Source organism: Photorhabdus asymbiotica (assembly GCF_003634575.1).
Lineage (GTDB): Bacteria > Pseudomonadota > Gammaproteobacteria > Enterobacterales > Enterobacteriaceae > Photorhabdus > Photorhabdus asymbiotica.
Genome location: NZ_RBLJ01000002.1, coordinates 764,426 through 780,416, shown reverse-complemented (window position 1 = coordinate 780,416; position 15,991 = coordinate 764,426). Strand labels below are relative to the sequence as shown.

15 protein-coding genes are annotated in these 15,991 nt (G+C 43.1%); 5 read left to right on the top strand and 10 right to left on the bottom strand.

Annotated elements, in window-relative coordinates; translation table 11 throughout:
- The first annotated feature begins 54 nt into the window (after positions 1 to 54).
- A complete protein-coding gene (locus tag BDD30_RS23145) occupies positions 55 to 234 on the top strand; it encodes a hypothetical protein (RefSeq protein ID WP_147408131.1) in 180 nt (59 codons plus the stop codon).
- Here the strand turns inward: BDD30_RS23145 and BDD30_RS10340 are convergent.
- The 7 genes from BDD30_RS10340 to BDD30_RS10310 all read right to left on the bottom strand — a co-directional run bounded on the left by BDD30_RS10340 (position 199) and on the right by BDD30_RS10310 (position 10,383).
- Positions 199 to 741 (bottom strand): CDP-archaeol synthase, encoded by a 543-nt coding sequence (locus BDD30_RS10340; protein WP_015836091.1) that lies wholly within the window; start codon positions 739 to 741, stop codon positions 199 to 201. The two genes, BDD30_RS23145 and BDD30_RS10340, sit on opposite strands and share 36 nt — an antisense overlap.
- Entirely contained in the window at positions 731 to 1,354 is a 624-nt protein-coding gene (locus tag BDD30_RS10335; RefSeq protein ID WP_015836090.1) for a CDP-alcohol phosphatidyltransferase family protein, read from the bottom strand. The genes BDD30_RS10340 and BDD30_RS10335 overlap by 11 nt, the downstream gene beginning before the upstream one ends.
- Entirely contained in the window at positions 1,351 to 2,937 is a 1,587-nt protein-coding gene (locus BDD30_RS10330; RefSeq protein ID WP_015836089.1) for a fatty acid CoA ligase family protein, read from the bottom strand. Before BDD30_RS10330 ends, BDD30_RS10335 begins: the two co-directional genes overlap by 4 nt.
- On the bottom strand, positions 2,934 to 3,989 hold the full coding sequence (locus BDD30_RS10325) for a hypothetical protein (protein ID WP_015836088.1): 1,056 nt from the start codon (positions 3,987 to 3,989) through the stop codon (positions 2,934 to 2,936). Before BDD30_RS10325 ends, BDD30_RS10330 begins: the two co-directional genes overlap by 4 nt.
- On the bottom strand, positions 3,982 to 6,726 hold the full coding sequence (locus BDD30_RS10320) for a phosphoenolpyruvate synthase (protein WP_231849156.1): 2,745 nt from the start codon (positions 6,724 to 6,726) through the stop codon (positions 3,982 to 3,984). The genes BDD30_RS10325 and BDD30_RS10320 overlap by 8 nt, the downstream gene beginning before the upstream one ends.
- A gap of 163 nt (positions 6,727 to 6,889) precedes the next feature.
- The gene (locus BDD30_RS10315) at positions 6,890 to 9,418 is read right to left on the bottom strand and encodes a phosphotransferase (protein ID WP_015836086.1); all 2,529 of its coding nucleotides are present in this window, start codon (positions 9,416 to 9,418) and stop codon (positions 6,890 to 6,892) included.
- A gap of 20 nt (positions 9,419 to 9,438) precedes the next feature.
- Positions 9,439 to 10,383 carry a prenyltransferase gene (locus tag BDD30_RS10310; RefSeq protein ID WP_015836085.1) on the bottom strand — a complete coding sequence of 315 codons (945 nt, stop codon included), beginning with the start codon at positions 10,381 to 10,383 and terminating at the stop codon, positions 9,439 to 9,441.
- 623 nt (positions 10,384 to 11,006) lie between these two features.
- Here BDD30_RS10310 and BDD30_RS10305 point away from each other — a divergent pair.
- Both BDD30_RS10305 and BDD30_RS10300 read left to right on the top strand, forming a co-directional pair.
- Complete coding sequence (locus BDD30_RS10305; protein WP_015836084.1) at positions 11,007 to 11,279, top strand: putative lipid carrier protein yhbt; 273 nt, start codon at positions 11,007 to 11,009, stop codon at positions 11,277 to 11,279.
- Complete coding sequence (locus BDD30_RS10300; RefSeq protein ID WP_015836083.1) at positions 11,273 to 11,776, top strand: GNAT family N-acetyltransferase; 504 nt, start codon at positions 11,273 to 11,275, stop codon at positions 11,774 to 11,776. The genes BDD30_RS10305 and BDD30_RS10300 overlap by 7 nt, the downstream gene beginning before the upstream one ends.
- Here BDD30_RS10300 and BDD30_RS10295 read toward each other — a convergent pair.
- Positions 11,749 to 12,060, bottom strand: coding sequence for a GIY-YIG nuclease family protein (locus tag BDD30_RS10295; RefSeq protein ID WP_015836082.1), 312 nt, complete (start codon positions 12,058 to 12,060; stop codon positions 11,749 to 11,751). The genes BDD30_RS10300 and BDD30_RS10295 overlap by 28 nt on opposite strands.
- A gap of 276 nt (positions 12,061 to 12,336) precedes the next feature.
- Here BDD30_RS10295 and bhsA point away from each other — a divergent pair, with 276 nt between their 5' ends.
- Positions 12,337 to 12,588 carry a multiple stress resistance protein BhsA gene (gene bhsA, locus BDD30_RS10290; protein WP_015836081.1) on the top strand — a complete coding sequence of 84 codons (252 nt, stop codon included), beginning with the start codon at positions 12,337 to 12,339 and terminating at the stop codon, positions 12,586 to 12,588.
- Between the two features lie 123 nt (positions 12,589 to 12,711).
- Positions 12,712 to 13,143 (top strand): YhbP family protein, encoded by a 432-nt coding sequence (locus tag BDD30_RS10285; RefSeq protein ID WP_015836080.1) that lies wholly within the window; start codon positions 12,712 to 12,714, stop codon positions 13,141 to 13,143.
- 2 nt (positions 13,144 to 13,145) lie between these two features.
- On the opposite strand, the gene nrdG is transcribed toward BDD30_RS10285, so the two are convergent.
- A complete protein-coding gene (gene nrdG / locus BDD30_RS10280; RefSeq protein ID WP_015836079.1) occupies positions 13,146 to 13,610 on the bottom strand; it encodes an anaerobic ribonucleoside-triphosphate reductase-activating protein in 465 nt (154 codons plus the stop codon).
- 17 nt (positions 13,611 to 13,627) lie between these two features.
- Positions 13,628 to 15,766 (bottom strand): anaerobic ribonucleoside-triphosphate reductase, encoded by a 2,139-nt coding sequence (gene nrdD / locus BDD30_RS10275; protein ID WP_015836078.1) that lies wholly within the window; start codon positions 15,764 to 15,766, stop codon positions 13,628 to 13,630.
- Positions 15,767 to 15,991: the final 225 nt, after the last annotated feature.

The following is a 15,991-nucleotide window of genomic DNA, read 5'->3' as shown; positions in this document are numbered from 1 at the left end:
TCGAGTTGCAGCGCGACGGCAAGTGAACGCATCCCCAGGAGCATAGATAACTATGTGACTGGGGTGTGTGAAAGCAGCCAACAAAGCAGCAACTTGAAGGATGAAGGGTATATTTCTATTTTTCATATAATTGAATTTTATTATATAAGCTGCGAAACCGCAGCTGTTTTGCTGCGGTATTTACGTCGAGTTTCCTACCTAAAATCTCGTTTTCTTCAGCGAAAGCAAAAATAGTATATTTTTAACAACAAAGGCACTGATTAAAAAACAGAGGAAAAAGAAAAGTGCATCGATATAAGTAAGATTAAGATAAATAAAATAGGTTATTGTGACACCAATAGCGGAATCAAGTTGATCGAATAAAATAAACAATCGTTTATTTTTCTCTGGGTGTTGCCCCGGTGGTGCGCCGAGCCTCCTTTTTAGCCAGGAGTTTGGTAGTTCGAAAATAACATAGCCGAAACCTGCCAGAAAACCGGTAAATAAGCAGGAGGAAATAGTCTGGGGAATAGTCGTGTCTTGTGTTCCGGTGTCGAGAACTAACCACAATAGTGAAGATAGCGCGGTAACGATGGGTACAGTAATAAAACCGCGCCAGGTTTTGTTACGGCCGAAATAACGTTGATGTATTGGGATAGCCCAGCGGGCAAAATAGTTTTTCGTCACAATCACCATATGTAAACAGCCACCAAGGATGATGGGGATCATTAGAATCCATCCGTGATAAAAACTATTGAGCATAAAGACTCCAGAAATGAAGACCGGTAAATAAAACAAACCCTGCAAGTGTTGTACTGATGATAGTATTGAGACTCTTGAACTTATAAAACGGGCGATCCCATAGCATGGCGATACTGAATGTAAGGAGCGCTAATGTCAGTAAGAAATGGCTTAACCACGGCTCGATTACCAGGTTTACCAAAGCGTAACCACTGATAATAAATAAGCTCCAGAATACAGGCATACCAAGATAGGAGAGCTGATTTTCATTCTGAATATTCCCGACTTCATTAAATACAGATAATCGCAGACAACCGCTAATTATCATTAAGATAATGAACAGGGAATACCAAGATTGATAACCGGAAAGGTAGAGAATAATGGCTGGAGAGATCAAGTAAATAAGTTGATCCATAAATCCATCAAGATAACGACCAAACGGGCGAACAATATCTAAATTTCTGGCGAGAATGCCATCGAGCGCGTCACCAAGCATGGCAAGATATAAAAACGCAATAGCTAAGTAATACCAATGTTGTAACGCTGCGGCTACAGCCAGAGCGCTAAATACCGCTCCACCAATAGTAATATAGTCTGCTTTGTTTAATTGGATAATAAAATGATTATTGTTCATAATTTTTCCTTGTATGCAATGGAGGATAATTGGCCTTTCCTGAGCATATTTATCAGCTCAATGCGGTTTATTTTGCTGTTATGACGAATGTCGACAGGGATAGGATTGATATAATAAAGACGGGTAACTAACGTAATATTCAGTTCGTCTAAAATGACGGGTAAATCTGCCGGTGTGGTAGTGCTTTCCAGTATTAGAGCGGCTCCTCCCAAAGGATGCAACACGAATGCGCTCCGAGTGACATCGGGGAGTTCATTGATTCTTTTTTCTACCATATAGGGATGGATAATTCGCCCATCATCTAACACTACTTTGTCTTTTACCCGCCCAAGCAACCAAAGTTGTTCTGTGGCGTCTATGTAGCCAACGTCACCGGTACAGTGCCAGATACCTCCCTGTTTTCGTGGAAGTTTGTTTTCTTTCGTTGCTTGAGGATTATCAATATAGTCTTTAAGTACATGAGGTCCAGCAACCAGGATTTCACCGACATTACCGGTGGTGAGTGGAGTAATTTGCTGGGGATTGGTGGTTATCTCCCGGATACATATTTCTGCTTGTGTAACCGGTTTTCCGACCAGATAGCCATCATGTGTTGCCCATTGGTTTAACTGAATTGACATTTCGACTGTACTGATTGGTTCGACTTCGGTAGAGCCATAGACGACTAAATGCCGTGCATGTGGGAAAACGGCCAGACAGTTTTCGAGCAGTGACTTGTTGGCAGGCGCACCACCTACGATAACCGTCCGTACATTGGGGAATGACAACTTGTTGTTTCTGGCATAGTTAGTGACCTTGTTCATATAGGCAGGGGCACCGCTGAGACATGTGATGCCTTTATCTTGCAATTGCTTAACGATTTTTTGCGGATCGACGGTTGCGGGATGGGCAAAGTCAAAGTTTGGCAGAATACTGCCGTTACCGCAGCACAATGAATGCAGCACCATAACGGGAAAACTGTGCAGGTCAATCTCATTCTTTTCTTCGGGAAAAAGCGCCTTTATAGCGTAAAGTTGTGCTAACAGGCTGTCATGGGTGCGGTTTGCACCTTTGGGCATGCCGGTGGAACCCGAGGTAAAGGTAATTAACCCTGTCGTATCAGGTGGTAAATCACGGCAGATAAAACTATTTAGCGGTAAATGTTGGCTGGGGGTTTCCAGCACTTTCATGCCCCAGATACGTTGTCCAATGACAAAACGACGCAGTCGCCACAGTTCGGGGATCAGAAACCAGAATTTTCCTAATGTAGGTTGGGTGATCACTGCTGATAATTTACTGTGACGCAGTATCTTTCTAAATTGCTTTTTAGAAAGCCCGCGCTCAAGCATAACCGGAACGAGTCCCAATCCTAAAATGGCGATAAGTAATGGGTAAAGTATCAGGCCAGGCTGAACAATGACTAACAAGCGATCACCGGCCACGAATCCAGCTTGAGTTAACAGACTCTGGAAATGGGACGCATGAGAAAAGAAGTCCCGAAAACTTAAACTACAGCCGTTATCCAGTGGATGTGGCGCTTGCAGGGCTAAATGTTCAGGATGTTTTTGGGCTGCATCGACAATTGGCTGACAAATATTTGTCATGCGATCCTCCTGTAATAAAGCGCATATTGATGTTTGGTGGAAGTAGGGGTACTGAAGAGCCGTTCTGCGGTCTTTAATGATTTGTTATCTTCACGCATCAGAGCGCCCCCTAAACGGGGATGAACGCGGCTGGCGCTCCGCTCAAATGAGTCATATAGCGTGTTATACAGCCGGCTGCCTCTGTATTGCGGTGCGACGGCCACAGTTTTCAACAATCCGATTGCGGGTTGACCTTCTTGCAGGACCGATAGACTAAGAATTAACCCAGCAATCTCGCCGCTGGTGGTTTTAGCCAGGAATGACGCAGGATAGCGACAAAACGGTTTAATAAATTCCTCACCACAATATTGTTGAAACGTTGGCCAGGATGGCGTGGTATAAGCGAAATTCTCGCCAAATACCGAGTCAATAAAAGAATAGAGCCTAACTTGTTCCTGCATCCATAATTCCGGTGTTAACGGCAGTAATGTTGCTTGGGGATCAGGGAGTTTTTGTGCGCGTAGATAATCTTGTCGAAAGTTGTTTGCTATTGCTCGGGTGTCATTGAATAACGAGGTATAGCGGTAACGGGTACCAAATCCCAACCCTTCTAATAACAGGGAATAATAAGGAGGATTATAAGGTTCATGCTCAAAGGGAGGGACATCAAAATGATCAAGCCGGACACGATAATGCCCGAAGGTTGAAAAGTTGATTGGCCCGTAGAGCGCGCGCGCACCATTTTCCTTAGCCCATTGTTCCAGGGCGCTAAACAGCATGGTGTTGCTTGCCAGGTCATGATCGGTTTCCCAAAAGCCGAAGAATGCGGCAGGTTGTCCATCAACGCTATGAGGCACCAAAAAGCCGGCAAGACGGGTTTTCCCTGGAATACAACCAATCCAAGCTTTACTGTGATTAAACCAAGGATTGGTCAGGCTGAACTGCTGTTGTATCTTTTCCTGATCTTCACCAGGCCAAAGCGGCCAATCGCGGTAAATGATTGATGGAAGCTCAAGAAAGCCTTTAGGCAGTGGATTGGTCGGAGACCATTCTCCCATGAATATGTCAGACATGTTCACTCCTTGGTGTCAGCTCTTCTGTTGTGGTGTCGTGCAAGCGGATAACGCTCCCTGTTGCGCCATCCATGCGTACTCGATCGCCATCTTTCAAAATTTGTGTAATGGCGGGAATACCGACAATTGCGGGTATCCCAAGTTCACGAGCGACAACGGCGGAGTGTGAGAGTGTGGAACCGCGCTCGATTAATAATCCGCCTGCTGTAGGGAATAATGGAGCCCAGCCAGGATCGGTACGCACGGTACAAAGGATCTGCCCTGCCAATGACATTTCATCCTGTGGGTTTTTAATCAAGCGGATAGTCGTTTCAACTTGCCCTGGGTAACAACCTATGCCTTGCAGCACGCTGCTATCGGTCGGGAGTTGTTGCTCTTGGTAGGGGTAACTGTAATCTTGTTGTTGATATAGTGAACCTCTAGTGAAAAAGTGGTGAGCAGGTTCATCCTCTGTTTCGTAGCTGGCATATTCTTGTTTGCGTATAGCAACTAAAGGCTTAAGTTGGGTTTGTACTGTTGTCCCTTCGTAGCCGCTGTAGATCTCTTCTAGCGTCAGATAGAAAATATCGCGGGGTTCAGCAAGGAGTCCTTCTAGTGCATATGCCTGACCAAGTTGTATGAAAATATCCCGGTATAGCCCAAACATACGCGTCCGGGTGAAGCGCATATTTTCCCGGTGGCGTATTGCCTGGCGCAATTTCTGCAAATTCTTTTTAAAGGTGCCCATACGTTTGGAGCCAAGTCGCTCGCGTATTTGCTGAAATGCGGTATTTTCTGCCTGAGTACGCAATTTTCTTTCCCGGCTGGATAACGTCTCTGGTGTGAGGTTATCGATAGCAAGGTAGTTTTTTATTATCAGAAACAGAAAACTGGGATCTTGTTTTAGTGTAATGGTTTCCAGCTTCAGTTCACCCATAGTACGATCGCCATATTTTTCAATATAATCAATGCACTGTTGGTAGAATGGTTCATCAAGCTGGCGTACTTGGGTTAGCAAAGTACGTGCATCGCCGTTCGTTAGCAGGGTGCATAATTCAGGACGCTGGCGCGCATATTGGCACATCCTTAACAGTACCTTGGTCGGTTGGGTACTTTCAATATCTTCATCCCCTGAGAGGAGATCACCCAATAATGCCGTCGGGTTTTCTATGCCAGCAGCAGCTAGCCCCCGGTGTACCCGGCCATTAAACATCATTACGTAGAAGTCATTCAGAATTGGCGTCGTCCAGCGTCGTAGCAGGTACTCATCTAGATATTTTAATTTCTCGATCAGTTGGCCGCTGTTGCAGGTATGCAGTTCTGTTCGTTTTATAGCAGCGGCATGCTGTTTAAACTGTGCTAAAAACAACTCTACTCGTTGATCCATCGTTCTGAAAGCATATAGCAATCGCAGCAGTGCCCACCCCATTTTGGGCAGTCTTTTTATTTTATCGCCTAATGAAAGCTCTTTATCTTCAATGAAATCGACGGGATCTTCCAGCCCCATCATTCTTTCCATATCTTTCTTATTAGTTTGGAAAGAGGGGAGTAATAATAGCCCTTTATACCAATTGTTGATGTTGTAATAGATCCGGCCTTTAATTAAGCCGAGCATATTTTCCAGCATGGAACGATGTTGATTAACTTGTTTATCTGAGCAACCCAATGCACGTATTGTCTGTTCATAAACAGTGGCATAACCAGCACGTGCAAAAGAGAAAGTTAGTGGCGTTGTTATTCCACAATAAGATTCCTGAATATTAGAGTTATCGAAGATAATACGATGTTCATTCTTATCATCCAGACGGGGTAATCTGGTTATTGGCCGGGTCTGTAGAATAAATATTTGATGGTCTTGAACCGTCCACTCGATATCTTGTGGGCAACCACGTGCTGCCGCAATTTTTTTGCCAATATCCCGCAATGCATATATTTCATCATCGGATAAGGTTGGCACCCACTGTTTTTCCTCCGCAACAGGTACTGTCACTGTACCGCTGCCGTTAGCAGTATCGAAGATACTTGCTGTTCCTTTTTGTGTGATATGGTGTTCGATCTTTGGCATGGTGAGATGAACCGAAAACTCATCGGTATCACATTCACCAGAAACCACGCCTTCCCCAGTGCCCCAAGCGGATGAGATTAAGTAATGTTGCCTGCTGCCGGTAACTGGGTGTGCGGTAAACATGACACCAGAAACTTCACCGGCAACCATGTCCTGAATGATGACTGCGCTACGGATATTACCCATCGGCAGTCGTTTGTGTAGGCGATATTGTAACGCGCGGGTATTAAAGGCTGAAGCCATCACAGCTCGTAGACTGTCGGCAAGTGCGGATTTGCCACGCTGAAATAGGTAGCTATCCATCTGCCCGGCAAAAGATGCATTGGCGGCGTCCTCTCCAATAGCGGATGAGCGAACAGCAAAAAACGTATCCGGGTGATTCTCTGACAATAGAGCCAGCTCTTCTTCTAATTCCTCAGGCAGAGGGAGTGATTTTAACCATTGGCGCAAAGGGGCGGCAATAGCGTCGAGTTTTTCCTGGCTGATATCATGTGGCACGGCGGCTAACTGTTCCACGATGTTGATCGCAAATGTATCGTTAGCTAATAAGCTGTTTAGCACCTCGCTGCTGATGACCCAATAATTAGGCACAGGAAAACCATTTTGTGTCAGCCATAATAAATTAGCCGCTTTGCCACCTAAGGAATGCTCCGCTAATTTAATAGCGTTATCTTGAGTATAGAGATATTTCATGTTATTCCACCAATGCAGCAATAGTACACGTATATATATCATGGTCTTATTTGCACATAATATTTGTGGGTTAATAGATCAATAAGATACGCATGAATTACAAGCTATTGCTGCACCCTTTATTATTAGAGGAAGAGTAAATTAAGTAACCTAATTCGATTTACTATTGATTCCGCGTTAATGAAATAAGCCATCGGATAGTTTTCATCGTGCGCTCCATAAATGGGTAGCCAATAACATTATGTGCCATCATATAAAGCGGGATTCTTCTCATCCAGAAATCACGTAGCGCGAGCTCATAGCCGCGATGCCAATTTATCGGATCAAGAGAAACTCCCGATTTTTGCTCAAGTTCAATTCGGTGTAATTCAATATAATAGGCCACACTGTTTGCATCGATTTGCTGGTGGTCTAAGCTAAAGGCTAATAGTTCGACAAGGTCACGTTGTGGCAGATGTAAAGTAGACAACTCCCAATCCCAGGCACATAAACGTAATCCTTCTTCCTGCTGTCGAAAAGCGATGTTACGTGGGTTGAAATCACCATGGATCAGTGTCCGAGGCATCTGTTCGATCTCTTGCCACCAGATGGCTGAGTTATCTACCCAGTGCTGGAAATCTTGGTGTTCCTCGGCGGTCAACAAATCCGGGAACACTTGGTGAACAAAATTGCCAAGTTTTTGCCATAGAGGTTTCGTTTGTGAAACCGTGTCAGCGTTCGAAATTTGCAGTTGTGGGAATTTCCACATAAGCTCTTCTTCTTGCCCTAACCAGATGGCGTGAACATCGGCAATTCCTCGGATGGCAGCTTCAAAGTGATGCTGTTCCCAAGGTATTTCCAGATTAATATTGTTCATTAACACCATATCGTGAAGTAATTCTTCAATCAGGGCATAGGTTCCGGTTGCTTCGTTTTCAATCACACCATAGATAATTGGAATATAGCGCATGAGCCGTGGAACCCGCTGGTTCATAATGGCTAGCTCGCGGGTATGGCTTTGGTTAAATTCAAGCTGATGCGCGAAATCCTGAAAAACGGCAAACAACTCAGGGGAACAGTGTTTGGCGATATCCAGGACCATATTAACGACTTCACTCCCCAATGGTTTTAGCTTCAGTATCACTGGCAGAGTACTCTGTGCGGATGTGGTCATCGCAAAGGGAAATAGACCAATTAAACGTTCCGCATAGTTTGAGCTCAAATGTGTCAGCATGCTGTGTCCATCATCCCCAGAAAACTTGGGTTTGATGGTGGTCGGGTGCGCCCCTTGTAACACCGGATTAAAATTTGCTTGTTGGAAGAATGACAGGTCAAGCTCTTGTGGGGTACGCGGAATAATGCCACCGGTGGGAGCTGGATGGTTACGGCTAAGTTTTTCATGCGATTGAGCGAACTCATCCGCAGCAATGGCTGATAGTGTTGAAATATCAAGGGCCAGGCAATAACTAGCGATGATTTCAGCCAGGCGAGCAGTACCGTTTTCATCGGTACAGCCCAACATGTTCAGGCATTCGCGTTGATGTGGCAAATAGGTACCACCGCCGACTGTACCTACGATCAATGAAGGCAGTGTGATACTGCAATAGACGCGGTTATCGGCAGTTAATGTCATGTGTAAATGTGCGACTGACGATTCATGTACACAGGCGATGTCCTGACCTAGAGCGGTAAACATCCCGGCAATAACATTTGCTGCATTAATGTTTATGCCGACCATCCCTGAAGCGATGGCTCCCTCGCAGACATGATGATAAGCCGTGACTAGTTGTTGTGGAGTGACCCTCAAGATCTGCTGGCAGGATTCAGCATTTAGATAAACCTCAGCCACCACACGAGTTCCACGTCCTTCGATGAAAGGTTGATAAGACACTTTTTTATCGCTGGATGTATTACCATCGATCATAAAATGACGCAGTGGGATAAACGCCATTTTAGCTAGCTGTTGTTGTATCCATTGACATGCATACCAAGTGCAGATGGTGGTCATGTTTTGACCGGCAGCCGCGGCAGTATTGTAGATAAATTGCAGATGGACGCTGCGTCCAATGATGTGTGGTTTTATGTCCATCAATTGTGCATGTTTGGAGTGACGTCCAATTTCATACCGTAGTTCGCTGATATGTTCGTTGATCCAATCACTGAACATCATGCTATGTGAGACGCTATAGAATTCAAAACGGGGAGCTCGTATCATGCGTTGGCCGAGCATACGGGCAGTCGTACCCCCTGATTGCATAATGGCTGAGGAGCCACGGGATACCGATGCAATTAAAGCGGCTTCCGTGGTGGCAAGTGGTGCATAATATACCCCTTGAGCGTATTGTCCCTTTATTAAGAGAGGGCCGGCGATCCCCACAGGAATTTCTATTGAACCAATAAATCCCTCAAGAGTTTTTGTTAGTTTCGTCGCGTCCAGATGGGTATTTGCTACATGCTCCAATGCATGCCCGGTATGTTTTGCCAAATAATCCAGACGTTTTTGCCGGGCTTCCTCGGTATATGTATAAAGATGGCGGCGGGGTAATAATTTTACCTGGGCTGCTGTTGTATGAACGGCAGACACCTCTTGGCGTTTATTGCTGAATATGTCACGTGATAATTCTGGAATTGAACCCAGTGCACAGCTTTCTATATGAGTTGTGGTATTATCTGAGATATTACTCACATATGATTGGATATTTTTTTGCAACATAACTATATTTCCTTCAATACTTAAGCAAACCCAAGCTTTATTAAAATACTGGCAGCGCAAACTGAATAACCCAGAACCATAAATATTCCCACGACAGCTTCATCGCGTTTGCGATTTTGAATGGTGGGGTGGCGGAGAAATTTACCCAATTGCCACAGACACAATGCATAACAAACTACCAAGATAATTACTGCCCATAATGCTATGTCATCAGTGGTGATGTTAATGAGCCAAATTTGTAACACTAACATTATGGTGAGTAGTGCCGCGATAATAGCGACAGCCCCTTTTTTGCCGAAAATAGATGAATAGGTCGGTATTTCCGGGCGTTCTTCATCTGGACCTTTACATTTGCGTGTAATTTCAAAACTAAATCCAGAGAAAAAGCATAACCCCATCAAAATCCATATTGGGAAAGTGAGTGTGAGGTTGGGACTGGCGATGTTAACCAGCCACCAGATAATGAGTGGCATGACCAACATATGGGAAATGGCATACCAAGTGAGGTGCTGGTTTAACCATTCACTGATAAAGAATTCTTTCCCCATCAGACAGGTCCAAATAAAGACTGACAGCCAGGCAAAAGTGACTGAGCCAATTCCCTGATCTAAAAATAAACTCCCTCCCAATTGCAGGGCAATACAGCAGATACCAAGTACCCGTAGATTTTTCAGCGTAATAATACCTCGCTGTAATATCCGCTGTGGGTGGTGTTCACAATCCAACTGATAATCTTTATGCTCATCAAATATCCGTAATAGTAAAAAATAAGAAAAGGACATTAAGCAACCGAGCAGGATTTCCCATGATAAAACGGGCTTTTCCCCTATCGAATAAAAAGCTACGGAATAGCTGATAATATAAAAGATAAAGAAAAGTGGCGCGTTTTGTAGCGGGAAGCGTTCATCCATCCATAGCTTTATCCTCTTACCAATGGATTTTGAATAAATATCTTGGCTTTCCATATACCATTCCTATTTACTGTATAAAGATCGAACTAATATACGTTTGTGACAAATGACAGCCTAAGGATAGTAAATCCAGAAGCAATACTTAATGAAATCTATACGTGCTTTTAGCATTATTCCTAAGAATAACCGTAAGGAATACGTATGGACTGATGTCATACGTTAAGCTAAAAATTTGCAATCCGCTATAATCAAGATGTGTAAATTTAGATCTTAACATGCAACTTATGTTTACAATTTTATTTGTAACTGTATGTTTATCTGTGTTTTTATTTTGTTATAAGATTGAGAGAATAACGGGCCTTGATCTCCTACTTTAGAATGATATCGATGGTATCGGCCCTGTTATCTGCAACGATTTTATTCCTCATATAGGTTTTTTGTGGGATAAAGTTTCCCGATATAAAATACCGGAATAAAGTAATAATGATTAGTAATTTTAATTGAATTAAAGGGGCGATGTTTTGATTTAGAGCAGTTTATAAGCAAATGTTACTTTAATAACTGAAAGGTAAAATTTACAGCTGGTTCTGCATTGGATTCTTGATGTAGGATCGGAGAAATACCGATGTATTCTGGCAGAATAGCTACATTACTTTGTCGAGTAAGGAGTCTGAGCTGTGTTAGGAAAAATCTGCGATCTCAATCTGCGTTGGTTTGTTACTGTCCGTGATAATCATTGGGTTATCAGTCAGTGTGAGCAGAAAAATATTGGTCTTAGCAACGAAACCAATGGTCTGGTATTGATAGCTACCCGTAAAGAAGACCCTGATACTCCGTCCTTTCTGCGTCGTTGTTTGTGTATCGCAGAAGAGGCTGGACTAAAGTTTTATATTAAAATCGGTCCCCTGGAGGGCGCGGATCAATACGATCATGCGCGATTATCATGTTGATTAGGGTAGAGATTCCGGTAGATGCAGTCGGGATAGATCGGTTATTACGGAAATCGTTTGATACCCCGGTAGAAGCGGAATTGGTGCAGCAATTACGAGAGGATGGATTGTTGACACTAGGCATGGTTGCCACAGATGACGAAGGTCAGGTAATCGGTTACGTGGCATTCAGTCCGGTAGATATTAATGGTGAGGATCACCAGTGGGTCGGTTTGGCACCATTGGCAGTTGCTGAAGAGTATCGCAGGCAGGGGATTGGAGAAAGATTGGTTTATGAAGGTCTGGATAGTCTGAATGAATTTGGCTATGGCGCAGTCGTTGTTTTAGGTGATCCTCGTTATTACCGTCGGTTTGGTTTTATGCTTGCGAGTCAACATCAGTTGCGTAGTCAGTGGCCAGCATTTGAACCCTATTTTCAGGTATACGAATTAGCTGACAGCTTCTTGGCTGACCATACTGGCCTGGTTACTTACTCTCCACCTTTTAATCGTTTCTGAATTGATGCTAAATATTCTGCTATACAGATAGGCTGGCAAATGACCAGCCTTTCTTTTTGTTGTTTACTCAACTGTTTTACCTGATATTCCAATCGTGAGGCGTTGGCTTTATCACCGATATGACTGCTGAAAACCAGTTGCAATGGTCCTTTCCCTCTTAGCGCTTTTGCTCCTTTACCATTTTCATGCTGCGCAAAACGGCGGTTGATATCTGTCGTTATTCCTGTGTACAGCATTCCTGTTCTCGTTTTTAGCAAATAAAGAACCCACTGATTTTTAGTCATATAACTTTTTTCTTAATTTTTTACTTTTGATATCTATGTTTTACTCAAGTGCTCATTCTATATTATTTTTTGGAATAATTTATTTTAAGTTATTATTATATAACAACTTTGTTAAAAATTGTTACATATCAATTTCATAGATATAGCGCTATTTGTTCAAAAAATTTGAAAATAAATAGCAATAATTGCTAATTTTTATTCTGGCCGTTAGAGCATACTATGATCCACATCACAGAGAGTAACTCATTCCGTTAAAAATTGATTAAGGATCATATTATGAAAAACGTAAAATATATCGCTGCTGTTTTAGCTTTAAGTGCTATCTCTTTTGGTAGTATGGCGGCAACTGAAGTTCAATCTTCTTCATCTCCTAAAGTTGGTGTGGTTTCTGTAACTGGAGCTGATACCTTGGAAAGCTTGAGTACCGAATTGTCCAAAAAAGCTGACAAAGCTGGTGCATCTTCTTTCCGTATTATCTCTGCTAGTGGTAAGAACCAATTATCAGGTGTTGCTGAAATCTATAACTAATTTATAGTAGAGCATACTGAACCCTGATTCTGTCAGGAGATGTCAGAACACGCCGCGGGGTAATATTTGTCCGGGCGTGGTTCTGGGTATCCAGGCAGATAAAATCCTCCTATCGGAGGGAGTGTGAATACTACTGAAAACTTCCTACTTATCCGTCAATACCTCGCAAGACAACATGTCCTTACGCTTTGTACCGTCGCCGATGATGATATTTGGTGTGCGAGTTGTTTTTATATTTTCGATGTCGATAACGTAGCCTTTTTGTTTATGACGGAATCCCATACTCGGCATGGGAGAATGATGCAAATAAACCCACAGGTTGCAGGTACTGTTGCTGGACAAATTCGAAATATTGCTCAGATAAAAGGGATTCAGTTTAAAGGGGAAGTCATTCGTCTTGAGGGTGAAAAAGATAAAGTTGCCAGAGTACGTTATTGTCGCCGCTTTCCAGTGGCAATGGCGGCTGAAACGCCTATTTGGCAACTGAATCTCAGAGAGATAAAAATGACTGATAACACGCTGGGATTTGGTAAGAAAATCTATTGGCAGCGATGAAATTATCTTAATTTATGAATAATCTGGTTATAGCTGCCACGCCATAGTAAACCGGGATCATGAAGAGCTTGTACGAATTTCCCATCCACCAGTACGTTAATATGACTGACAATTTCCTGCTGAGCTTCGTTAAGGTTATCTAACAGATAGCCAGTCCAGAGCCAAATATCTTTTCCAGGACATTCTGTTTTGACCCGTCTTACTAATGTTAGGATTGCAGGAATGTTGTGTGGATGGAGAGGGTCGCCTCCAGACAGTGACAATCCTTGTCGTTTAATGCGGTTATCCTGTAAATCAGCAATAATATGGTCTTCTATTTCTTGCGTAAATGGGTGGCCAGAGTTAATTCGCCAGGTGTTTTTGTTATAGCAACCGTGGCATTGGTGTTCGCATCCCGCGACGAATAGTGTGCAGCGAGTTCCGGGACCGTTGACCACATCAACGGAGTAATATTGGTGATAATTCACTTTCTTAGCCTGTTTTATTAGCCTAACTGCCCATTTTTCAGGTGTTTTACCCTGCGTTTTACTTCTTCTTGTTTACCTACATTGAATGGGCGAGCATCAGGACTCCCCAAATAACCGCAGACGCGGCGGGTTACTGATACTCTTGAAGATTCATGGTTGCCGCAACGTGGGCAGGTAAACCCTTTACTGGTACAGGAGAATTCACCCGTAAATCCGCAGTTATAGCACTCGTCAATGGGAGTATTGGTTCCGTAATAAGGCACATGTAGGTAGCTGTAATCCCAGACATCTTCCAATGCTTTCAGATTATGTTGCAGATTAGGATATTCGCCGTAACAGATAAAACCGCCATTTGCCAGTGGTGGATAAGGTGCTTCAAAATCCAGTTTATCGTAAGGATTGACCTTCTTTTCAACGTCTAAATGAAAGCTATTGGTGTAATAGCCTTTGTCTGTCACGCCTTTGATAACACCAAATTCAGCGGTATCAAGGCGGCAGAAACGGTAACATAGATTTTCACTTGGTGTACTGTATAGGCTGAAACCATAACCAGTTTCTTTCTTCCATTGATCAGTGGCTTCTCGCAGACGTTTAACAATTGAGAGTGCTTTTGCACGTAATTGTTGATCATCAAATAGATGAACTTGGTCGCCATACAATGCGTTAATGGTTTCGTGAATGCCAATATAGCCCAGAGAGATAGAAGCCCGGCCATGTTTAAAGATTTCAGCGATATTATCATCAGCTTTCAGGCGAACCCCGCAGGCACCTTCCATATAAAGGATTGGAGCAACTCGTGCTTTGACCCCTTCCAGACGACTGATACGGGTCATCAATGCTTGTTTCACCAATGTCAGACGTTTATCTAGCAATTGCCAGAAGTATTTTTCATCTCTTTTGGCTTCGATAGCAATACGAGGGAGATTTAAGCTGATAACTCCCAGATTATTGCGTCCTTCATGAATTTGCTCACCATTTTCTTCATAAACATTGAGGAAACTACGGCAACCCATTGGAGTTTTAAAGGAGCCTGTCACTTTGACAACCTGATCGTAGTTAAGAATATCAGGATACATCCGCTTGCTAGCACACTCGAGAGCCAATTGTTTGATATCGTAGTTAGGATCACCAAGCTTGTGATTTAGACCATTGCGGATAGCAAATACCAGTTTGGGGAATACCGCTGTTTTGTGGTTCTTACCCAAACCCGCAATGCGGTTACGCAGAATAGATTGCTGGATTAGTCGGGACTCTTTTGACAGCCCCAAACCAAAGCCAAAAGTGACAAAAGGAGTCTGCCCATTGGCGGTATGCAGTGTATTAACTTCATATTCCAGTGATTGGAAAGCGTCGTAACACTCTTTTTCTGTTCGTGCTTCGGCGTAAGATTTTTTATCGCTGATATCCCACTGTTCGGCAATTGCCAAGTGTTTTTCATAGCTGGCTTTAACGAAAGGGGCCAATACTTCATCTATACGGTTGATGGTGGTACCGCCATAAATATGGCTGGCAACTTGAGCAATAATTTGTGCCGTTACCGCCGTTGCGGTTGCAATAGATTTTGGCGGTTCTATCTCAGCATTACCCATTTTGAACCCGTTGGTTAGCATGTTTTTCAGGTCAATCAGCATACAGTTAAACATTGGGAAAAAGGGGGAATAATCGAGATCGTGATAGTGGATTTCCCCCTTTTCGTGAGCTGATACTACGTTACGCGGCAGAATGTGTTGTTTGGCATAATTTTTAGCAACAATTCCTGCCAGCAGGTCGCGTTGAGTTGGGATAACTTTACTGTCTTTATTGGCATTTTCGTTGAGTAGGGAAACATTACTTTGTTCAACCAAGCCACGGATTTCCTGATTAAGATGGCTATGTAGCTCGCGGGCAATATCTCTGTCGTGACGATATTCAATGTAGATACGGGCAAGGTGCTTATAGTTGCCAGCCATTAATTGATTTTCTACTGCGTTTTGAATATCCCGTATATCAACTTGGCTGTGATTAGTCATTAATTGTGTCACTACGGATGCAACTTGAGCACAATATTCATCATCTGTGACACCAGCAGCAGAGGCGGCCCGTTTTACAGCATCCCTGATACGCTCTCCATCAAATGGTACCTGATGACCATCTCGTTTTATCACAACAGTTTTCACAATATAGCTCCTTGAGAATATTATCCATAGATATCAGCCATACCCGTTCGGATAATTAACTTAAATATGGATAAATCTATATATAGATTTAATTTAATATTTAAACACAATATATGGTAATTCGAAGCAAGATAATAACCAGCTGATTTGATCTAAGACAAAGAATAGTCAACTAGGTTTAGAAGGCGGAGAAAAGTAAAAACCCTTAGTTAGCGACTAACTAAG